Consider the following 21,023-nt stretch of genomic DNA (forward strand, 5'->3'; position numbering starts at 1 on the left):
TCAATGTAGGGGAACTATTCGGCGATAGCCTACACTCCTAATTGGGTGGATATTAACAAAGGTAAAAATCATGCGTGCACAAATGATGGACTTTCCCCTTACCGTTACCTCGATTATGCGCCATGCCCGGAAAGTGCACGGGCGTGCAACCGTGGCCTCTGTGACACTGGACTCCGCTAGGGTGGAAAGTCCTGCTCAGGAGTACACCTGGGGGGATGCCTTCCGGCGCGTGGATCAGCTGGGCAACGCCTTGCAGAGGCTGGGGGTAGAGCTTGGTGAGCGCATCGCCACTCTGGCCTGGAATGACCATCGCCATGTGGAGCTGTATTTTGGCATTGCCTGTCTTGGTGCGGTGTGCCACACCATTAACCCGCGGCTGTTTCCTGAACAGGTGGCTTACATCATTAACCATGCGGAAGATCAATGGCTGTTTGTGGACCCACTGATCGTGCCTCTGGTGGAAAAACTCCAGCCTACCCTGCCCAGCGTCAAAGGTTATGTGCTGCTCTGCGATCGCGCCAATATGCCGGAAACCGGTTTGCCCAATGCGCTCTGTTATGAAGAGTTGCTGGCCCCAGAGCCAGAAGCATTCGATTGGCCGGAATTGGATGAAAACAGCGCCGCGGGGCTTTGTTATACCTCCGGCACTACCGGCGACCCCAAAGGCGTGCTCTACAGCCATCGCAGCACCGTACTGCACACCATGATGATAGCCCTGCCGGATGTGATGGGGGTGAGCAGTCGCAGCGTATTGATGCCCCTGGTGCCCATGTTTCACGTCAACGCTTGGGGGGCGGTACACGTGGCTGCCATGACTGGCGCCAACCTGGTATTGCCGGGGCCGAAAATGCTGGATGGCGAAGTGATTAGCGCGCTGATCAATCGCTATCAGGTGGACTACTCGCTGGGTGTGCCGACTATCTGGCTGGCGTTGGTGGAGTACCTGCAGAGCAGCGGCGAAACAGTGCCCAGCTTGCAGCAGGTGGTGGTGGGCGGTGCTGCCTGCCCGGAATCCCTGAAGCAAGCGCTCGAAGGTTATGGCGTCAGTGTGCACCCCGGTTGGGGTATGACCGAAACCAGCCCGCTTGGGGCTTACTACGTGCCCCCGGTGGGTCTGGCGGAGATGAGCGCCGAACAGCAAGCCCAATACCGCACAAAAGCCGGGCGCGCCGTATTTGGTGTGGAAATGAAAATTGAAGATCCCCAGGGCAATGAGTTGCCCTGGGACGGTGACAGTGCCGGTGAGCTAAAAGTGCGTGGCCCCTGGGTGGCAGGGGACTATTACAAACTGCATGGAACCGACGACCACTTTGACAACGGCTGGTTTGCTACCGGTGATGTGGCCACTATCGATTCCGATGGTTATATGGCCATTACCGACAGGGTCAAAGACGTGATCAAATCCGGCGGTGAATGGATCAGCTCAATCGATGTGGAAAATGCTGCCATGGGGCACCCGGCGGTGGCGGAGGCAGCAGTAATTGGTATCCCCGACCCGAAATGGACGGAACGGCCACTATTGGTAGTAGTGCTTCGCCCAGATGCCGAGGCTGGCGCTGGGAGCAGTGCTGAGAGCATCCTCGAATCCCTGCAGGGGAAAATCGCCGACTGGTGGGTTCCGGAGCACTGTGTATTTGTGGATCAGCTGCCTCATACCGCCACCGGCAAGGTGAGCAAGAAAACCCTGCGGGAACAGATGAGCGGTTATGCCCTGGAAAAACAATGAATAGCTGGAATATTCCTTTTAAAAACAGTGCTCTATGCTCGATGCGTTGTTCTGCAAAAGTGACTTGCCAGCGCCTAACCCCTCATGGGTAGAGATTGGCACCAAAATCCTTGATAATTTCGCGCCCCCGGCGATGACCCCCACTGCCGGTGACCCCACAGAATTCAAGCTCTAACAGCCGACAAATTCACTTCGGCGTGAATGATGGAGACCCAATATGGCGCTGGCTTTAAATGATGCAGCCCTGCTGAAAACCTCAGCGTATATTAACGGCCAATGGGTGGCCGCTGATAGCGGTGAAACCCTGGCGGTAACCAACCCCGCCACTGGCGAGATGGTAGCGGAAGTGGCCAAATGTGGCACCGCTGAAACCGGTCGCGCCATCGAGGCTGCGGAAGTGGCCCAGCGGGACTGGAAGCGCCGGCCCGCCAAAGAGCGCGCTGCCTTTTTGCGCAACTGGTACAACCTGATGATTCAGCATCAGGACGACCTGGCTGCTATCCTTACAGCGGAACAGGGCAAACCCCTGGCCGAAGCCAAAGGCGAAATTGTTTACGGTGCCAACTACGTTGAGTGGTTTGCCGAAGAAGCCAAGCGCGTATACGGCGATACCATTCCCCATCCCAGCAACGACAAGCGTCTGGTGTGTATCAAGCAACCGGTGGGGGTAGTGGGTTGTATCACTCCCTGGAATTTCCCTAACGCCATGCTCACTCGTAAAATTGCCCCGGCTCTGGCTGCTGGTTGTTCGGTGGTGTGCAAGCCCGCCAATGCCACGCCGCTGTCGGCTTACGCACTGGTTGAATTGGCTGAGCGTGCCGGCATTCCTGCGGGCGTAATCAATGTGGTTACTGGTACCACTCGCGAGATCGGCGACGAAATTACCGGCAACGAAATCGTCCGCAAAGTGACCTTTACCGGCTCAACCCCAGTGGGCAAGCACCTCATGGAACAATGTGCGGCTACAGTAAAACGCACCTCCATGGAGCTGGGCGGCAACGCACCTTTTATTGTCTTTGACGATGCCGACCTGGATGCTGCGGTACAGGGCGTACTGATATCCAAGTACCGCAACGCCGGCCAAACCTGCGTGTGCTCCAACCGCATTCTGGTGCAGGAAGGCATTTACGACGAATTTGCTGCCAAGCTGGTGCAGGCGGTGAAAGACGGCTTTACCGTGGGCAACGGTTTTGAAGACGGGGTGAACTTTGGCCCACTGATCGACGAAGGTGCCGCCAATGGCGTCTGTGAGTTGATCGACGATGCCGTAGAGCGAGGGGCAACCCTGGCCACCGGTGGTCGCTCACCGCTGGGTGGTGCTTTTGTGGAGCCCACTGTACTAACCAACGTCTGCGACGGCATGCGGGTATTCCGCGAGGAAATTTTTGGCCCAGTGGCGCCGCTGATCAAGTTCAGCAGCGAACAGCAAGCCATCGATTTGGCCAACGACAGTGAATTTGGCTTGGCGTCTTATTTCTATTCCCGAGACATTGGCCGCATCTGGCGCGTTTCTGAAGAACTGGAATACGGCATTGTCGGCGTCAATGATGGCAGCATCTCCAATGAAATGGCGCCGTTTGGCGGCATTAAAGAATCCGGCGATGGTCGCGAAGGCTCGAAGTATGGCCTCGACGATTATCTGGAAATTAAATACATGTGCCTCGGTGGCATAGATAAATAAGTACAGGGCCACACGTCGCACGTCTGACGTCGCACGCTAAAAGCGCGGCTTCGGAACGAGCTGAGTGTTACCTTAAATTAACGCGAAATAATTGGGGTTGATCGCAGGGCAAAATCGCATTTGCGCCAAAAAAAGCGTGCGACGTGCGACGCCAAGCGTGCGACCTTTAACCAAGTACGATTAGCTCGAATGCGCGAGCTGTTTTTAGACAGGAGCAATCCATGAACATGCAAGCACAAGGCTTACCCGAAAAAGCAGGTGACAAGATGACCACTAACGCAGAACTTCAGGCCCGCAAAGAGCAGGCCATCGCCCGTGGCCAGGGCAACCTGGCGCCGTTTTATATTGATCGCGCTGACAATGCCGAATTGTGGGATGTGGAAGGCAACCGCTACATCGACTTTGGCAGTGGCATTGCGGTGGTTAACACTGGCCACAACCACCCCAAGGTAAAAGCGGCGGTTCAGGCTCAGCTGGAAAAGTTCAGCCACACTTGCGTGATGGTAACTCCCTACGACAGCGCGGTTGAGCTGGCCGAGCAGCTCAACCAGCTGGCTCCCGGTGACACCCCCAAGAAAACCATCTTTGTCACCACTGGCGCTGAAGCGGTGGAAAACTGCATCAAGATCGCCCGCGCTCACACCGGTCGCCGCGGTGTTATCGCCTTTAACGGCGGCTTCCACGGCCGTACCATGATGGCCATGGGCCTCACCGGTAAAGTGACTCCCTACAAAAACCTGTTCGGCCCGTTCCCCGGCGAAATTTTCCACGCACCGTACCCGATTCCCTATCACGGCATCAGCGAAGAAGAATCCCTGAAAGCCCTGAATAATCTGTTCAAAGTGGACATTGAGCCCAGCGACGTAGCGGCCATTATCCTGGAGCCGGTTCAGGGCGAAGGTGGTTTCTACCCCGCTTCCGATAGCTTTATGCAAGCTCTGCGCAAGCTCTGTGACGAGCACGGCATTATGTTGATCGCCGACGAAATCCAGACCGGTTTTGCCCGTACTGGTAAGTTCTTCTGCACCGAATACTCTGGTGTTGAGCCCGACCTGATGACTGCTGCCAAGGGCATTGCCGGTGGCTTCCCCATTGCTGCGGTTATTGGTAAGGCCGAAGTGATGGATTCTCCTAACCCCGGCGGCTTGGGTGGCACCTACGGCGGTTCCCCCATCGGTTGCGCCGCTGCTCTGGCGGTACTGGATGTGATTAAAGAAGAAGGCCTGGTAGAGCGTGCCAACCATATCGGTGCTCTGTTCGGTCAGCGCCTCGGCGCTCTGCAGGCTCAATATCCGAACCTGATTGGCGAGATTCGCAGCGAGCGCGGTGCTATGATTGCCATGGAATTGATCCAAAACGGTGACAGCGAACAGCCCAACCCGGAACTCACCAAAGCTCTGGTGGCGAAAGGTCAGGAAAAGGGTCTGATCCTGTTGTCTTGTGGTTTCCGCAGCAATGTTATCCGCTTCCTGCCCGCACTGACCATTGGCGACGATGTGGCCAATGAGGGCTTGGATATTCTGGAACAGTGTTTTGCGGAACTGAATTGAGTTAAGAGGTAGAGGTAATAGTTATGACAAACGCAGCAGTAGAAACTGGCGCGCCAGTAGAAACAGTTGCCGAGCTGGTGGCTCAGTCCAGAGAAGCTCAGGCAGTGATTGCCGGTTACAGCCAGGAGCAGGTTGATGCACTGGTTAAGGTGGTTGGCAAAGTGGTATTTGACAACGCCGAGGAACTGGCGCGCATGGCGGTCGACGAAAGCCGTCTGGGCGTTTACGAAGACAAAATCCTCAAGAACAAGGGCAAGTCCAGAACCATCTGGAATAACCTGAAAGGCGTTAAATCCATCGGCATTATCGGTCACGATGAAGAAAAAAACCTTCATCTGGTGGCCAAGCCCATCGGCGTGGTGGGTGCAGTGACTCCGTGCACCAACCCGGTGGTAACGCCCATGTGTAATGCTATGTTTGCCCTCAAAGGCGGCAATGCCATTGTGGTGGCGGCACACCCCAGCGTACAAAAAATGTCCGAGTACCTGGTGTCTCTGTGGCACGCGGAATTCGACAAGCTGGGCGCCCCCAGAAACCTGATTCAAGTGGTTAAGCAGGGCTCCATTGAGAAAACCAATGAGCTGATGAAGCTGGCTGACGTCGTGGTTGCCACCGGTGGTATGGCCATGGTGAAAGCTGCCTACTCCAGCGGCAAGCCTTCCTTCGGTGTGGGTGCAGGCAACGTGCAATGCATCTTTGACCGCGACATCGACTTCAACGCTGCCGCTGAAAAAGTGGTTGCCGGCGCTGCCTTCGACAACGGCATTATCTGTTCTTCCGAGCAATCTGTGATTGCCCACGAAGACGATTACGACACCGTGATCGAAGCGCTGTTGGCGACCGGAAAAGTGGCTTACTTCGACAACCCGGAAACCGTTGAGCAATTCCGCAAAGCCCTCTACAACGAAGACGGTGTGATGCACCGCGAAGTCATTGGACAATCTTCCCAGATTATCGGCCAGCGTGCCGGTGTTGAGATTGCCGACGGCGTGCGGGTGATTCTGCTCAAGGCAGAAGGTATCGGTCGAGAAGACGTGCTCTGTAAAGAGAAACTGTGTTCCGTGCTGTCTACCTTCAAGTACAACACCTTTGACGAAGCTCTGCACATTGCCCAGTCCAACCTCAACTACGAGGGCAAAGGGCACTCTTGCAGCATTCACTCCGACAACGAAGACCACATCAAACAAGCGGGTCTGGAGCTGACCGTTAGCCGCCTGGTGGTTAATCAGCCTTCCTCCCTGAGCGCTGGTGGTTCTTTCTTCAACGGTTTTGCTCCCACCACCACCCTGGGTTGTGGTTCCTGGGGCAACAACAGCATCTCGGAAAACCTGGACTGGAAACACATGGTGAATATCTCCCGTGTGGGCCTGCCCATTGCCGATGCGGTTCAGCCGGAAGACGAAGTTATCTGGGCGTAAGTTTCAGTAACTTTTGTCGTATTGAAAAAGGCCTCGTGAGAGGCCTTTTTTGTGGGCGGTTATTTTTCGTAGTGGTAACGGCAGGAAATAATGGTGAGGCGTTTGTCGTCGACGATATAAACCAGACGATTGCTTTCATCGATGCGCCTCGACCAGAAACCGGACAGGTTTTCTTTCAGAGGCTCTGGTTTGCCGATGCCGGAAAATGGAGAACGTTTGGCATCAGTAATCAGCTTGTTAATTCTCCGCAGAGTTTTCCTGTCTTGGCTCTGCCAATAGATGTAGTCTGACCACGCTTCCCTGGTCCAGGCCAGAATTTCAATCATCCAGTAACTCCTGTTCCTGTGTGTTCCCTTTCCGGTACTGCTCTATGGATTTTGCCAGGTGGGCTGCATTGGCCGGGCTTTTCAGTAAGTGCACGGTTTCGATCAAGCTGTTGTAGTGGTCGAGAGACATTACCACGGCATCACTGGCATCCCGGCGGGAGATGATGGTGCAGTCGGCGTCTTCGGTGACCTGATCCAGTACGCTTTTTAAATGATTTCTGGCTTCGGAAAAATTAACGATTCTCATGGTGACGGCCATACTTGTCCAAATAGTTGTGCAAGTATAACTTGTACGGTTAATTGTGCAAGTTGCGGGGCGGAGCTCGTGGCAACTGATACTCACTTTGCCAGTTTACCGATGGTCACTTTCCAGATAATCTCGCACATCCTTATATCTGGTATACGAAATTATTGCGGGAGTGGCCGATGCAGCAAGAACAAAAACTGATTGTTGGCAGTGAGGAGTGGTGCTCGTTCCCCAGTTTGGGGATACCTGCAGTTAAAGCACGGGTAGACTCCGGGGCCAAAACCTCATCGCTTCATGCCTTTAATATCCAGCCCTTTACCCGCCATTCTCAGGCGTGGGTAAGTTTTGACGTGCACCCGTTGCAGGGGGATCGCAGCACCACTGTGCACTGCGAATCCCCGGTGGTGGATCGCCGCTTTATCAAAAGCTCCAACGGCACCCGTGAGAAGCGCTACGTAATTATGGCGCCGGTGCAAATTGGCGGTGATATCTGGGAAATTGAGCTGACACTCAGCAACCGCGATTCCATGGGCTACCGAATGCTGCTGGGGCGGGAGGCCATGGGCGGCCGCATGCTGGTGGACCCAGCCGCCAGTTTTTGTCTGGGCGAATTGTCCCACAGCGAAATTACCCAGTTGTACGGTATTGTCGAGCGCGCTGCCAGCGGCCTGAAAATTGGCGTGTTGGCCAGCAACCCGGAGCTGTACAGCAACAAGCGCCTGATGGAAGCTGGCGCCGAACGAGGCCATGAAATGATCTTCCTCAACATCAAACAGTGCTATATGAAGCTGGATGCTGAGGAGCCGGAGGTGTACTACCGCGGCGGGTTGGTGCTCAACGATCTGGATGCGGTGATTCCCCGCATCCGCCCCAGTCTGACCTTTTATGGCTGTGCCTTGACCCGTCACTTTGAGAGCCTGAATGTGTTTACGCTTAACTCCTCAGCGGCGGTCACCTCATCCCGGGACAAACTCTATTCACTGCAGTTGCTGCAAAAAAGCGGTCTGGACATCCCCACCACCGGATTTGCAAATTCTCCCATGGATACCAACGACCTGATTGAAATGGTGGGCGGCGCACCGCTGATTGTGAAATTGCTTGAAGGCACCCAAGGGCGCGGCGTGGTGCTGGCGGAAACCAAGAAGGCGGCAGAGAGTGTGATCAATGCCATCAAGTCTTTGAAGGCCAACCTGTTGGTGCAGGAGTTTATCAAGGAGGCCAGCGGCAAAGACCTGCGCTGTTTTGTGATCGACGGCAAGGTGGTGGCTTCCATCGAACGCACTGCGGCCCCCGGCGAGTTTCGCGCCAACATTCATCAGGGTGGTAGTGCTTCCATCGTGAAGGTCACCGCAGCGGAGAAAAAGCTGGCGATCAAAGCCGCCAAAACCATGGGCCTGAAAGTGGCGGGTGTGGATATTATCCGTTCCAGCAAGGGGCCGCTGCTGCTGGAAGTGAACTCGTCGCCGGGTCTGGAGGGCATTGAATCTGCCACACAGATTGATGTTGCCGGGGCGATGATCGGGTCTATTGAAAAGGCGTTGGGCTGGGTGAACAAGTCTAAATAGCGTTATATGGCCAGCTCTTTCGTCATAAAGATTGCCGGTTCTGTACCAGGGCAGTTTTTGCGGCGTTCTTCCAATGGGCTGGGGGTCTCTGCAAAGCCCAGTGCGCGATAACAGTGAATAGCCTGCTGGTTTGCCTGATACACAAACAGTGATGCCAGTGGGCAATTCAATGTTTGAATGGCATGAGCAAGTAACTGGTCAACCAGTATTTTCCCGTATCCTTTGCCACGATGGCTTGGGTTGATTATCAGGCGAGACAAATGTATTCGGTTGTGCCGTTTGCTGTACTGGCCAAAGCCCACCATGGCGCCTTCTTCATCCAGCAATGAGCAGTTGGTTGAGGTATCCCACTGGATGTCCTCTTTCAGGCTTTGGTGGGTAAACGGGTAGCGAATATTTTCACTGCCCCAGGTGATGCACTGTTGCCGGCTGCCGATCCAGCTATTCAGGGTTTCCAGGTCAGCGTCTGTGGTGGGGGATAATCGCATGAAGTTCTCTCAATGTTGCAAAAAGTCGCCAATTAGCGACCAGTAGCGGGGGTGTTGAGCAACGGAATTGTGGTCGCTGCCGGGGATGATTTCCACGGATGTGTTTTCTGGCGGCAGTGCGTCCGCAAGCCTGCGGGCGTGTATAGGTGGAATCACCCGATCCTGCTCGGCGATCATAATCAGGGTGGGCGTATCAATGGCGTTGGCTCGGCTCAGTGAATCGTAGCGATCCTTGATCAGCAGCTGTAACGGAAATAACGGATAGTGGCGCTGGGCCACAGCGGTAATGCTGTCGTAGGGAGTAATCAGCACCAGGCGCTCCACATTTTCCCGGCTGGCCAGGTAGGTAGCGATGCCTGTGCCCAAACTGCGGCCCATGACCGCAATATGGCTGTGTTGCCGCGCGATCAGTTCATAACTGCTGGTGGCGTCGCGGTAGAGGTTTTGTTCACTGTGTTTGCCATCACTGCCGCCGTAGCCTCGGTAATTCAGCAGATAGATGGTGTGATTTGGCAGCTGCTCCGCCAGTTGCGGTGCGCTGTTGGCCACTTGCTCCGCATTGCCTCCCAGGTAAAGCAATGCTCTGTTGTGGCCGGGGTTCAGGCGCAGCAGTTTTTCGCTGCCATTCTCTATGGCCAGTGGCAGTACTTCAATGTTGTCGGGCAAGTGTTGAGGCGGAGTCGGGTGGTAGAGCAGGTGGCGCTGACCCAGATATAACAAACCGCCGATTGCCAGGTAAACCGTGGCGGCAATACAGCACAGCTTGATTAGCCAGTTCATTTTCCACGCCTCCATCGACAGGCCAGCACGGTATATATGAGCACATTAATTGCCAGCACGGCAATGCCCAGCAGCATCTGAATGTTGGGTGTCAGGCCGCTGGGGTAGATGATGGGTATCAGATAGTGTTCGATAAAACCGCCCTGATAACCCGCTTGCCCGGCAGCTTGGCGTAGGTGGTTTTCCAGGGGCGTTAAGGGGCAAATCAGGCTGTTGAATTCCAGAATGGCTACCCAGACTACAGCGGGCAGGTGCAGCCACATTACTGACCGCCAGCGCAGTACCAGCAGCGCGCCAACAATCACAAAGACGATAAACAGCAGGTGAAATACCACCACCAGATCCGCCAGCAGGTTATAGATCATAACTGTTGCTCGTTACCACTGGCTTTTACGCCGCGATAGGTCAAATAGCGCCAGCCTTTTTCCAGTGGGCCTTGTTGCCACTTTCGCAGGTACAGGTTGGCCAGTGTGATTTGCAGGGCGGTCATGACCAGCGCCACGGCAAACAGGCTCAAGCGATCCAGCTGCCCGTAAAGCTCCGGAGCGATCCAGCGAAACAGCAACACCATGGTCATCGACTGAAAAATATAGAAGGTAAATGCCATGCGACCTACCGCGCTGACCATGGGGATCGCCCTTTGATGCTTGTGGCACCAGCGGGCCAGTAGTGACAGGTAGGCGAGGGCCACAGGCAGTGCCGCCATGGTATTCCATGCGGAGTAGAGGTTGCGTGCTGATTGGAACTGGTTGTCCCACGCCAATGCCAGGTTAATGCCGCTTAACCCCAGGCCGATAGCCAATAGCCCCCACTGTAAAGCTGGGGCCAAACCGCGGTGGAATATGTTCAGCTTGTACAGGGCAATGCCGAGAATCATAAGCCCAAACCAGATCAGGAACATGCCGGTAAAAACGGTGCCGAACAGCAGTTCGAGTACGGCCAGAAATTGCTCATAAATTTGACCTGAATAGGGCCCTTGCCACAACGCTATCTGGTCGCTTGTTTCATCCGGGGAGAGGGTGTAGCCAGCGGCAAACTCCACCGCCATATCCTCCGGAATCCACGGGTAAAGCAGCCATATGATGCCGATAAATACGTGCCCGGCAATAAACAGTGAGACGCCAACAGTTATCAGTGTTTTTGGCTGGCGTTGCAGCATCTTGGTGACCACAACCAACAAGCCTGCCAGGGCGTAACTGATCAAAATGTCGCCCTGCCATATAAATATTCCGTGCAGTGCGCCAAACAGCAACAGCCAACTCAAGCGGCGCACAAGCACTCGCTTGGCGGGGTAGTTTTTGTCGTTCAGCTTTTGCCACAGCAGAGCCATTCCTGCGCCAAACATCAGGCAGAACAGGGTCATAAAGCGGGCGTCGAAGAACAGCTGCTGAAAACTGTAGACCCAAAGGTCGGTGGAGGTACAGGAACCATCGCGCCAGCAGGGGTTGACGTAGGCAGCGTCGGGTAGGGCAATGGCGGCAATGTTCATAAACAGAATGCCGAGCATGGCGATACCGCGAATACTGTCGAGGCTGTGGATACGCTGAGGTGTTGTCATGTTGTGTTCCTTCACAAAAAAGCCCCGCTGGCTGCGGGGCTCTTTGGTTTGTCAGGTGAGGCTACTCGGCAGCGCCGGCCTCCATCTGGTATTCGGGTTTTTTATGGCGCCCGGCACTGGCGGAGCCTTTGCGGTGGGCCAGAGCGGCGCTGAGTTTGCTGGATGCGCTTGCCAGGGCAGCGTACATGTCGTCGTTGGAAGCCCGTACTGCTATCGGTGTCCCCTTGTAGCTGGTGTTGGCTTCTACTTTGTGTTCATGGCGTTCGACGGTAAGAATCAGGGAGAGATTGGTGACGTCGGGGTAGTGAGATTTGATATTGGAAAATTTATTGTTGGCAGCTTCTCTGAGGCCTTCGGTGATTTCGACATGGTGCCCAGACAGATCCAGTTTCATAGTCTTATCCTTCTCTTTCTATTAGTGTGCATTACTAACCTTAGGGCAATCTGGGGAACTTTCAAGTGCTGTTTCTTGAAAAACAATGGAGTTTGACCTGTGTCACGGGGATAATGGCGGCCTGTCAGTCAAGCTCCAGGTAAGCAAATGCCAGACTATAAAATAGCCCCATCCATTCTCTCTGCCGACTTTGCCCGCCTGGGTGACGAGGTAGAAACCGTGCTCCGTGCCGGTGCCGATATCGTTCATTTCGATGTGATGGACAACCACTACGTGCCTAACCTGACTATTGGCCCCATGGTATGCAAGGCATTGCGCAACTACGGCATTGAGGCGCCCATTGATGTGCATTTGATGGTGGAGCCGGTAGACGATTTGATCCGCATGTTTGCCGATGCGGGTGCTACTTACATTACCTTCCATCCAGAGGCATCACGCCACGTGGATCGCTCGTTGCAACTGGCCCGCGATCTGGGCTGCAAAACCGGTCTGGTATTGAACCCCGCCACCTCTCTGGAACCGGTCAAACACGTGATGGACAAGATGGATATGCTGCTGTTGATGTCGGTGAATCCCGGTTTTGGCGGCCAGAAATTTATTCCCGGTACCCTGGACAAATTGCGTGAGGCCCGTGCCCTGATTGATGCCAGCGGCCACGATATTCGCCTGGAAATTGATGGTGGTGTCACCGCCGACAATATCCGTGAAATTGCCGCTGCCGGTGCCGATACCTTTGTGGCGGGCTCAGCCATTTTCGGCAAGGGAGGGGCTGGCGAGGCGGTGTACCGGGACAAGATTGACCGTATGCGAGAAGAGCTTGCCAAGGCTTAGCTACGAGCCGTGTGCTACGGGCTTCGGGCGGATCGAGCGTTGTTATCGCTGCGCTCAGGGTGACAACTGTTTCAATCTGCTCGCTGCCCGTAGCCAGTAGCCCGCGGCTCAGCTACAATCCCCTCCGATTTATGGAGATTCCAAATGCCGTTCACTGCATTTGACAGCACTTCCCCTCACACCGGGCGATGGCGCCGCCGGTGATTTCGTGCTGTGTGTTTGGCGCAGCCTCTGATCGCTTTTACGTAACCTTTTCAATATTCAGTATCCTTGGCCGGTTATGGCCGGGGCAGGGCACCAAAAAACCATGAACATCCCTCCATTTGCAGATCTGGCGGCGCAGAACTACAACCGCATTCCGGTGGTGCGGGAAGTACTGGCGGATTTAGAAACCCCGCTTTCCAGTTACCTGAAGCTGGCCCGCGGGCCTTATTCCTACCTGTTTGAATCGGTACAGGGTGGTGAGCGCTGGGGCCGCTATTCCATAATCGGACTGCCTGCGCGCACGGTGCTCAAGGTGTACGGCAACCGGGTGACTGTGGAAACAGATGGCGAAGTGGTGGAGCAGTGCGAAGCCACGGATCCACTGTCCTTTGTGGAGCAGTTTCAGCAGCGCTTTCGTGCCCCGGACTTGCCACAACTACCGCGCATGAACGGTGGCCTGGTGGGCTATTTTGGCTACGACTGTGTGCGTTACGTGGAGCCACGTCTGGCGCCGGGTTGCCCGCCGGACGAGCTGGGCACGCCGGATATCCTGCTGATGGTGTCCGATGAAGTGCTGGTGTTCGACAACCTGGCGGGCAAGCTGATTTTGATTGTCCATGTGGACCCGGCTGAAGCGGATGCCGAAGCCCGAGCCCATGCCCGCATCGACCAACTGGAGCAACAGCTGCACAACCCATTGCCGGAGCTGGGGGCTATTTCCCTGGATGGCGAGGAGGCCTGCGAACAAGCCTTTACTTCTGGCTTTGGGCAACAGGAATTTGAAGGGATCGTGGAGAAAATTCACCAGTACATTCTTGCTGGTGACTGCATGCAGGTGGTGCCATCGCAACGGCTGACCGCAGAGTTTCGCGCTGAGCCACTCAACCTGTATCGGGCACTGCGCTGCCTGAATCCATCGCCCTATATGTACTTTCTTGATTTGGGTGAATTCCAGATAGCCGGTTCCTCGCCGGAAATTCTGGCGCGTCTTGAAGATGGCCATGTCACCGTGCGTCCCATTGCCGGTACTCGCCGCCGCGGCCGCAGCGAAGAAGACGATCTGGCCATGGAGCAGGATATGCTCAATGACCCCAAAGAGATCGCCGAGCACCTGATGCTGATCGACCTGGGCCGCAACGACGCCGGCCGGGTATCACAAACCGGCACGGTGAAAGTGACTGAAAAAATGGTGGTGGAGCGCTACTCCCACGTCATGCACATTACCTCCAACGTCACCGGCCAGGTGAAACCCGGTATCAGCGCCATTGACGTACTGCGTGCTGCGCACCCGGCGGGCACCTTGAGCGGCGCGCCGAAAATTCGCGCCATGGAAATTATCGACGAGGTAGAGCCGGTGAAGCGTGGCGTCTACGGTGGCGCGGTTGGCTATCTGTCCTGGAACGGCAATATGGACACCGCCATTGCTATTCGTACCGCGGTGATTAAAGACGGCAAACTCCATGTGCAGGCGGGTGCCGGCGTTGTCGCAGATTCCGTGCCCGCACTGGAATGGAAAGAAACCATGAACAAAGCACGGGCCATGATGCGTGCGGTGGCTATGGTTCAAGGAGCAGCAGACTAATGCCTGGATTGACAGCTTTTGCCCAGCGTCTGACAGAATCGGGCCGTTTTCAGGGTTTTATTATTGGCCTGATCATACTCAATGGCATCGCCGTGGGTATGGAAACCTGGGACTCATTGGCGTCTGGTTACCACGACTGGTTTGTGGTGCTTTACCAGGTGGTGTTGGTGGCATTTATTGCCGAGGCGCTGCTGAAGATGATGGCGTGTTGGCCCCGGCCGTTCGACTACTTTAAAAGTGGCTGGAACTGCTTTGATTTTGTAATTATCTTGCTGAGTATTGCGCCGGATTCCGGCGAACTGGCGATGTTGGCTCGCCTTGCCCGGCTGTTCCGGGTGTTGCGCCTGATATCCGCCTTTCCGGAACTGCGCTTGATCGTCGATACCTTGCTGCGTTCACTGCCCAGCATGGGGCACGTGGCGATTCTGCTGTGCGTGCTGTTTTACATCTATGCGGTAGCGGGCTTCTACCTGTTTCACGATGTCGACCCCACCCACTGGAAGGACTTGCCCATCGCCTTGCTCAGCCTGTTCCGTATTGTCACTCTGGAAGACTGGACAGACATTATGTACACCGCCATGGCCGCCAAGCCCTGGGCCTGGGTGTACTTTGTCAGCTTTGTGGTGCTGGGCACCTTTGTGATGATCAACCTGTTTATCGCCGTGGTACTCAATAACCTGGATGAGGCCAAGGCGGAAAAACTGCGCCAGCTGCGTACGGCACCCACCCACGATGAAATATTAAAAGAGCTGCGCGATACACAGGATGCGCTGGCACGTTTGCATGTACGTCTGGAAGCCAGCGGAGTTGCGGCTGCGCAAAAAGAAGAGGGCACTCTGCATGCTGTTAATGATTGATAACTACGATTCCTTCACTTACAACGTCGTGCAGTACTTGGCGGAGCTGGATGCTGAGGTGAAAGTGGTGCGCAACGACGAGTTGAGCGTTGACGATATAGAACAGTTGGCACCGGAGCGTATTGTGATTTCCCCCGGCCCCTGCACACCTAACGAGGCAGGTGTATCGGTGGCAGCCATTGAACGCTTTGCAGGAAAAATCCCCCTGCTGGGTATTTGCCTGGGGCACCAGAGTATTGGCCAGGCATTCGGTGGCAAAATTGTGCGCGCCAAACAGGTGATGCACGGCAAAACCTCGTTGGTGCATCACAACAACAGCGGTGTTTTCAAAGGCTTGAGCAACCCGTTTACCGTGACACGCTACCATTCACTGGTAATCGACCAGGCAACTCTACCGGAGTGTTTGGAGGTCACTGCCTGGACTGAAAATGACGATGGCAGCCTGGACGAAATAATGGGCGTGCGCCACTGGGAACTGGGTATAGAAGGTGTGCAGTTTCATCCAGAGTCCATTCTTACCGAGCATGGCCACGATTTGTTAAGGAATTTTTTGGAATTGAGTATTCGTCATCCCCGCGAAGGCGGGGATCCATCTTGAATATGGCGCTAAAGCCTTTAAATATTGAGGCTTATGGATTGTACGCTTCGCTCGCCCTGCGGGCGCCCAACGCACTTTGTGCTTTTGTCCCGCCTTCGCGGGAATGACGGTTTGCGAGAGACGACCATGAATATCAAAGACGCGATCAATGCGCTACTGAACAACACTGATCTCACCCGCACCGAGATGCAGGATGTGATGCAACAAATCATGACTGGCCAGTGCAGCGATGCTCAGATCGGTGGTTTTTTGGTGGCGTTGCGAGCCAAAGGCGAAACCGTCGATGAAATCGCCGGTGCTGCCACGGTAATGCGAAAACTGGCAACGCCTGTAGAAGTGACTGCGGATCATTTGGTGGATATCGTTGGCACCGGTGGCGACAGCGCCGGCACCTTTAATGTCTCTACCGCGTCTACGTTTGTGGCCGCCGCCGCTGGTGCCACAGTGGCCAAACACGGCAACCGTTCGGTGAGCAGTAAATCCGGTAGTGCCGACCTGCTGGAAGCCGCCGGAGTTAATCTGAACCTCAGTGCCGATCAGGTGAAGCAGTGTATTGAGCAGGTGGGCGTAGGATTTATGTTTGCGGTTAACCACCACGCTGCCATGAAACACGCCATTGGCCCGCGCCGCGAGCTGGGTGCACGCACCGTATTTAATCTGCTGGGGCCGCTCACCAATCCAGCGTCGGTACCCAATTTGTTGTTAGGGGTGTTCAGTCGCGACTGGCTGCGCCCGGTAGCGGAGGTGATGCGCGAGCTGGGTACGCAGCACGTATTGGTGGTGCACTCCGCTGATGGCCTGGATGAAATCAGTATTGCGGCAGAAACCTGGGTGGCCGAGCTGAAAGGCGGTGAAGTCACTGAATACCAGATTTCACCTGAAGATTTCGGCTTGCCGCGTTCCAGCCTTGATCCGCTGAAAGTGGCTGACGCCGAGGAAAGTTTGGCGATGGTGAAAACAGCGTTAACCGATGCTGGTCACCCCGCTGCGCAGATGGTGGCGATGAATGCCGGTGCGGCGTTATACGTCGCTGGTGTTGCCGAAGACCTGCTGATCGGTGTGGAGTGTGCGTTGACGGCTATCAAATCTGGCGCTGCTTTGGAAAAACTGAATCAACTGGCAAGCCTATCCAGTACGCTGTAGGTCGGCCTTCAGGCCGTCAAGTAAGGCGTATTAGTTTTAAGTGGTTCGACGGCCTGAAGGCCGACCTACATCGCAAGGTAGAAAGAGCGCAATGACCAACATAGATACACCGACCGTTTTAAGAAAGATCGTCGCCCGCAAACAAGAGGAAGTGGCCGCCCGTTTGGCGGCTACTTCACTGGCAGATATGCGCGCCCGGGTCTCCGACCAACCGCCTGCCCGCGGCTTTGTGGCTGCGTTGCAAGGCAAGCTGGCCAATGGCCAATCCGCGGTCATTGCCGAAGTAAAAAAAGCCTCCCCTAGCAAAGGGGTGATTCGCGAGCAGTTTGACCCGGTTCAGATCGCTAAAAGCTATGAAAAATACGGCGCAGCTTGTTTGTCAGTACTTACTGACATCGATTTTTTCCAAGGTGCGGACGAATACCTGATAGCGGCTCGAAATAGTGTTGGCTTGCCTGTGCTGCGCAAGGATTTCACCATTGATCCGTTTCAGGTAGTCGAGGCCCGTGCCTTGGACGCCGACTGTATTTTGCTGATTGCCGCCTGCCTGTCAGACCAACAGATGGCCGACCTCAATGGTTTGGCCCAAGAGGTGGGGTTGGGTGTGTTGGTGGAAGTGCACAATGCGGAAGAGTGCGAACGCGCACTGCGTCTGGACAATCGTCTGCTGGGCATCAACAACCGCAACCTGCACACTTTTGATACCTCACTGAATACCACATTTGACCTGCTGGACATGATTCCCGACGACAAGATTGTGGTGACTGAAAGTGGCATTCACACAGCTGACGATGTGGCTGCTATGCGCGAGCACCATATCAACGCATTTTTGGTGGGTGAGGCATTTATGAGGGCGCAGGAGCCAGGGGCGAAACTTGCAGAGTTGTTTGCTTGACGTGTAGGTCGGTCTTCAGGCCGATGAGCAACTTTGTCGGGCTAAAGCCCGACCTACATTGAACGATAGGAATTAAAAAAGGCAGCTGATTTAGCTGCCTTTTTTATTAATGAAGTGAAGTATAAGGTTTGAGTTTTAGTTACGCTCGATCAGCCCGTAGCTCGCAACCCGTAACCCGTAACCCGTAACCCGTAACCCGTAACCCGTAACCCGTAACCCGCAGCGCGTCAGCGCGTACCGAATATAACCATCGTCTTACCCTTCACATGCACCAGCCCCTCATCTTCGAGGTTTTTCAATACCCGGCCGACCATTTCGCGGGAGCAGCCGACGATGCGGCCGATTTCCTGGCGGGTGATTTTGATTTGCATGCCGTCCGGGTGGGTCATGGCATCCGGTTCTTTACTCAAATCCAGCAGGGTGCGGGCTACCCGGCCAGTCACGTCCATAAATGCCAGGTCGCCCACTTTGCGGGTGGTGTTGCGTAGCCGCTTGGCAATCTGGCAGCCGATGGCGTGCATAAATTCCGGGTGACTTTTCGCCACTTCGTGAAATTTGGAGTAGCTGATTTCCCCTACCTCACACTCCACCTTGGCGCGAATCCAGGCGCTGCGGTCGTTCTGCCCGAAAATACCCATTTCGCCGAAGAAGTCCCCTTCATTGAGGTAGGCGACAATCATCTCGCGACCGTCGTCGTCTTCAATTAGCACGGTCACCGACCCTTTAGTGATGTAGTACAGGGTATCGCTCTCGTCGCCAGCGTAAATAATGGTACTCTTGGCGGGATAGCGTCGGCGGTGGCAGTGAATAAGGAACTGCTCAACATTGGGGATGTGGGGAGTGATGGGGGCAGGGCTCACGTCGTCTTCGCTCCTTTCTTCTTTTACGTCGAGTGCGAATTTGAAAGTCGTCATAAGCGTGCCGCCAGGTTCTTATTATGGAAGATAGTTGTAGATAGTCGCGGGACTATTTTTCACCGTCTATCTTCACAAACTGGCTGACACTCTGACGGTTAAGTAAAGCACGTTTGTTCTGTGAACTGTAGCTCGTTATGGAAAATAAAGCAGAATAATCGGCAATTACCTGGGTGTTCATACTTTTTACGTAGGCAGTTCAACGGAGCAAATGCAATGCAAGTAACAGTTTCCTGGGGCGGCAATGCCCTGTTTGTGGGTCAATCCGGCAGCGGCCACGAAGTGGTCATGGACGGCCCGCCAGATCACGGCGGCGAAAACAAGGGGCCGCGCCCCATGGAAATGCTGCTGCTGGGGGTGGGTGGTTGTTCATCGTTTGATGTGATGAGCATTCTCAAAAAGCGCCGCCAGGCGGTCAGCGATTGCGTTTGCCAGGTGGAAGCCCAGCGAGCCGATGCTGTGCCTGCGGTATTCACTCATATCAACCTGCATTTTGTGGTCAGTGGCGACAACTTGTCGGAAAAGGCGGTGGAGCAGGCGGTCAAGCTGTCCGCAGAGAAATACTGCTCGGCGTCTATAATGTTACAAGAGGGAGGGGTAACCATCACCCACAGCCATGAAATAGTGGGGCAATAAAACAATCAGCTTGGGGGGATCATGAAAACACTGCCTGCCGTTGCTGCCTGTGCGCTAGCGCTGGCCACTTTGCCTGTGCAGGCGGGCAAGAATGCCAATCTAAAGCTGGAGCAGGGTGTCTATAAAATGGCGGCCAAAGACCCTGCCTATGGCCCCCGGGTGCCCATCAATGGCCCGGTTATCAAAGTGTATGCAGAGTCTGGTACTACCTATAACCATGTGGCCAACACCCATAAGAAGCTGCCATTTCTCACCAAATACACGGCCTCCTGTAGCGGCAAGCGCAAGGTCAGTAGTGTCAGTGTCAAGCTGGCTGGAGAGACCGCCAGTGGCAGTGACAAGGGTGGTGGTTTTGAAACCGGTTACGCCCAGATAAAAGTGCCCTACAGTGGCATTGCTGGCCTGGCCCCCGTCAGTTGGTGCAATCATCACCTCAAGACTTTGAGCCTGGAACACAATCGTTCAAAGAAGCAAATAGTCAAAAAGGGCTTCACCCTCTATATGCCTGATGTGGCCGAGGCTCAGGGTACGGTTTTCTGTTCTCACAACATCCTTAAGGGTGCGGTGGATGGTGACAAGGCCAAGCTGGGTGTCTGGGTTTACTGCGCGGCAAATCCCAATGTGGATCGTCCCAAGCCTGGCACCTCTACCAGACCGGGCAAGCCAGATGTCGGCGAAACCACCAGCATCTTTAAATCTGCAACTTTGACTGCGGTGGATACAACACTGGTTGGCAAAAGCCCTCAGCGCTTGCAGTTAGTGGGCAATATTACTGTGACAGGAGCGGGCACAATAAAAGCCCAGATGGTGGGCAGTGGCGGCTTTGAAAGCCCGGTGCGCACCATAGCCTTTGATAAGGCGGGCACTCAGCAGATGCGCTTTACTCACTATGTTCGTCAGCAGGAACCTGGCAAGACGTTGTCAGCTGGCGCTGGCGGCGGTGATGTCGGCAAGAAAAATGGCTGGGTGGTGTTGAAAGTCTGGTACGAGGTACGTAATAACATTGCAAAAGCCAAAAAACAGTACACCACCAAAAAACTCAATTACACGGTAGATTTCAATCCTCAGCCGAAGCGAATGCAGCTGAAAAAGCCCGAATAAGCAGAAAAAAGGCAAAAAAAAGCCGGAAACAAGATGTTTCCGGCAAAAAATCCAAAATAGTTTGGATAGGAGGGTAGGTAAACTGTTTGGCCTGCTCTTACTTTCTTAAGAGGCTTCTGCTTGAGAGCCTTTTTGTTCGATAGCAGGTTTTAAATCATCTATTGCGATCGCCGAACCCAGTAGTGCGGAAATGGCAAACATTACAGTCATAATAAACATGGCGATTACCTCCTTAGGTTTGGTTGGCCGATGTCATGGGTGTAACAATACAGATCTGATCCTAATAACAAAAATGTATTGGTTTTATGTTTCGAATAACTGCGAGTTATTATTCCGCAATTACTCCCTGATTTCTTCAATTCAGCCTGGTCTGTGAGGGGTCAGGCTTCGTTTTTGGGGTTGCTCTCCTGGCTGTGCTTCAGGTCGTCCCAGGCAATTGCCGAGCCGAGTAGTCCTGAAATGGCGAGCATAATGGTCATGATTAACATGGGTTGCTCTTTGATCCTTTGGGTTGTTGGATGACGGGTAA

At 54.6% G+C, this 21,023-nt stretch carries 21 protein-coding genes; 13 read left to right on the top strand and 8 right to left on the bottom strand.

The window, feature by feature from the left end; all coding sequences use genetic code 11:
* Positions 1 to 70 precede the first annotated feature (70 nt).
* From QSV34_RS04180 to QSV34_RS04195, 4 genes are all read left to right on the top strand, one after another.
* Entirely contained in the window at positions 71 to 1,726 is a 1,656-nt protein-coding gene (locus QSV34_RS04180; RefSeq protein WP_289152269.1) for a long-chain fatty acid--CoA ligase, read from the top strand.
* A 217-nt stretch (positions 1,727 to 1,943) separates the two neighbouring features.
* Positions 1,944 to 3,407: an NAD-dependent succinate-semialdehyde dehydrogenase gene (locus QSV34_RS04185; RefSeq protein ID WP_289152271.1), complete on the top strand. Its 1,464-nt coding sequence runs from the start codon at positions 1,944 to 1,946 to the stop codon at positions 3,405 to 3,407.
* Between the two features lie 221 nt (positions 3,408 to 3,628).
* Positions 3,629 to 4,957, top strand: coding sequence for a 4-aminobutyrate--2-oxoglutarate transaminase (gabT, locus tag QSV34_RS04190; protein WP_289152272.1), 1,329 nt, complete (start codon positions 3,629 to 3,631; stop codon positions 4,955 to 4,957).
* Between the two features lie 23 nt (positions 4,958 to 4,980).
* A complete protein-coding gene (locus tag QSV34_RS04195; RefSeq protein WP_289152274.1) occupies positions 4,981 to 6,375 on the top strand; it encodes an aldehyde dehydrogenase family protein in 1,395 nt (464 codons plus the stop codon).
* A gap of 59 nt (positions 6,376 to 6,434) precedes the next feature.
* On the opposite strand, the gene QSV34_RS04200 is transcribed toward QSV34_RS04195, so the two are convergent.
* Together QSV34_RS04200 and QSV34_RS04205 are read right to left on the bottom strand one after the other, a co-directional pair.
* On the bottom strand, positions 6,435 to 6,701 hold the full coding sequence (locus QSV34_RS04200) for a Txe/YoeB family addiction module toxin (protein ID WP_289152275.1): 267 nt from the start codon (positions 6,699 to 6,701) through the stop codon (positions 6,435 to 6,437).
* Positions 6,694 to 6,948: a type II toxin-antitoxin system Phd/YefM family antitoxin gene (locus tag QSV34_RS04205; RefSeq protein ID WP_289152276.1), complete on the bottom strand. Its 255-nt coding sequence runs from the start codon at positions 6,946 to 6,948 to the stop codon at positions 6,694 to 6,696. The genes QSV34_RS04200 and QSV34_RS04205 overlap by 8 nt, the downstream gene beginning before the upstream one ends.
* Positions 6,949 to 7,127: 179 nt before the next feature.
* Between QSV34_RS04205 and rimK the strand changes: the two genes are divergently transcribed.
* Entirely contained in the window at positions 7,128 to 8,513 is a 1,386-nt protein-coding gene (gene rimK, locus QSV34_RS15230; RefSeq protein ID WP_502928984.1) for a 30S ribosomal protein S6--L-glutamate ligase, read from the top strand.
* A gap of 2 nt (positions 8,514 to 8,515) precedes the next feature.
* Here rimK and QSV34_RS04220 read toward each other — a convergent pair whose 3' ends face one another.
* From QSV34_RS04220 to hpf, 5 genes are all read right to left on the bottom strand, one after another.
* Complete coding sequence (locus tag QSV34_RS04220; RefSeq protein WP_289152278.1) at positions 8,516 to 9,001, bottom strand: GNAT family N-acetyltransferase; 486 nt, start codon at positions 8,999 to 9,001, stop codon at positions 8,516 to 8,518.
* Positions 9,002 to 9,010: 9 nt separating this feature from the next.
* Positions 9,011 to 9,781: an alpha/beta hydrolase gene (locus tag QSV34_RS04225; RefSeq protein WP_289152279.1), complete on the bottom strand. Its 771-nt coding sequence runs from the start codon at positions 9,779 to 9,781 to the stop codon at positions 9,011 to 9,013.
* Positions 9,778 to 10,146, bottom strand: coding sequence for a DUF2784 domain-containing protein (locus tag QSV34_RS04230; protein WP_289152280.1), 369 nt, complete (start codon positions 10,144 to 10,146; stop codon positions 9,778 to 9,780). Before QSV34_RS04230 ends, QSV34_RS04225 begins: the two co-directional genes overlap by 4 nt.
* A complete protein-coding gene (locus QSV34_RS04235; RefSeq protein ID WP_289152282.1) occupies positions 10,143 to 11,339 on the bottom strand; it encodes a DUF418 domain-containing protein in 1,197 nt (398 codons plus the stop codon). Before QSV34_RS04235 ends, QSV34_RS04230 begins: the two co-directional genes overlap by 4 nt.
* Positions 11,340 to 11,400: 61 nt before the next feature.
* Positions 11,401 to 11,733 (bottom strand): ribosome hibernation-promoting factor, HPF/YfiA family, encoded by a 333-nt coding sequence (hpf, locus tag QSV34_RS04240; protein ID WP_289152284.1) that lies wholly within the window; start codon positions 11,731 to 11,733, stop codon positions 11,401 to 11,403.
* Between the two features lie 147 nt (positions 11,734 to 11,880).
* Between hpf and rpe the strand changes: the two genes are divergently transcribed.
* The 6 genes from rpe to trpC all read left to right on the top strand — a co-directional run bounded on the left by rpe (position 11,881) and on the right by trpC (position 17,843).
* Positions 11,881 to 12,564, top strand: a complete 684-nt coding sequence (rpe, locus tag QSV34_RS04245; RefSeq protein ID WP_289152285.1) for a ribulose-phosphate 3-epimerase — start codon at positions 11,881 to 11,883, stop codon at positions 12,562 to 12,564.
* A gap of 307 nt (positions 12,565 to 12,871) precedes the next feature.
* Positions 12,872 to 14,350 (top strand): anthranilate synthase component I, encoded by a 1,479-nt coding sequence (trpE, locus tag QSV34_RS04250; protein WP_289152287.1) that lies wholly within the window; start codon positions 12,872 to 12,874, stop codon positions 14,348 to 14,350.
* On the top strand, positions 14,350 to 15,207 hold the full coding sequence (locus QSV34_RS04255) for an ion transporter (RefSeq protein WP_289152289.1): 858 nt from the start codon (positions 14,350 to 14,352) through the stop codon (positions 15,205 to 15,207). The genes trpE and QSV34_RS04255 overlap by 1 nt, the downstream gene beginning before the upstream one ends.
* Positions 15,191 to 15,805, top strand: a complete 615-nt coding sequence (locus tag QSV34_RS04260) for an aminodeoxychorismate/anthranilate synthase component II (protein ID WP_289152291.1) — start codon at positions 15,191 to 15,193, stop codon at positions 15,803 to 15,805. Before QSV34_RS04255 ends, QSV34_RS04260 begins: the two co-directional genes overlap by 17 nt.
* 126 nt (positions 15,806 to 15,931) lie before the next feature.
* A complete protein-coding gene (gene trpD / locus QSV34_RS04265; protein WP_289152293.1) occupies positions 15,932 to 16,948 on the top strand; it encodes an anthranilate phosphoribosyltransferase in 1,017 nt (338 codons plus the stop codon).
* A 91-nt stretch (positions 16,949 to 17,039) separates the two neighbouring features.
* Positions 17,040 to 17,843 carry an indole-3-glycerol phosphate synthase TrpC gene (gene trpC / locus QSV34_RS04270; RefSeq protein WP_289152294.1) on the top strand — a complete coding sequence of 268 codons (804 nt, stop codon included), beginning with the start codon at positions 17,040 to 17,042 and terminating at the stop codon, positions 17,841 to 17,843.
* A 227-nt stretch (positions 17,844 to 18,070) separates the two neighbouring features.
* Here the strand turns inward: trpC and crp are convergent, their stop codons facing one another.
* Positions 18,071 to 18,757 carry a cAMP-activated global transcriptional regulator CRP gene (gene crp, locus QSV34_RS04275; RefSeq protein ID WP_289152295.1) on the bottom strand — a complete coding sequence of 229 codons (687 nt, stop codon included), beginning with the start codon at positions 18,755 to 18,757 and terminating at the stop codon, positions 18,071 to 18,073.
* Between the two features lie 216 nt (positions 18,758 to 18,973).
* Between crp and QSV34_RS04280 the strand changes: the two genes are divergently transcribed.
* Together QSV34_RS04280 and QSV34_RS04285 are read left to right on the top strand one after the other, a co-directional pair.
* Positions 18,974 to 19,393, top strand: a complete 420-nt coding sequence (locus tag QSV34_RS04280) for an OsmC family protein (RefSeq protein ID WP_289152297.1) — start codon at positions 18,974 to 18,976, stop codon at positions 19,391 to 19,393.
* 21 nt (positions 19,394 to 19,414) lie between these two features.
* Positions 19,415 to 20,494: a hypothetical protein gene (locus tag QSV34_RS04285; protein ID WP_289152299.1), complete on the top strand. Its 1,080-nt coding sequence runs from the start codon at positions 19,415 to 19,417 to the stop codon at positions 20,492 to 20,494.
* Positions 20,495 to 21,023: the final 529 nt, after the last annotated feature.

Origin of the sequence: Porticoccus sp. W117 (assembly GCF_030341905.1) — a bacterium.
GTDB lineage: Bacteria > Pseudomonadota > Gammaproteobacteria > Pseudomonadales > Porticoccaceae > SCSIO-12696.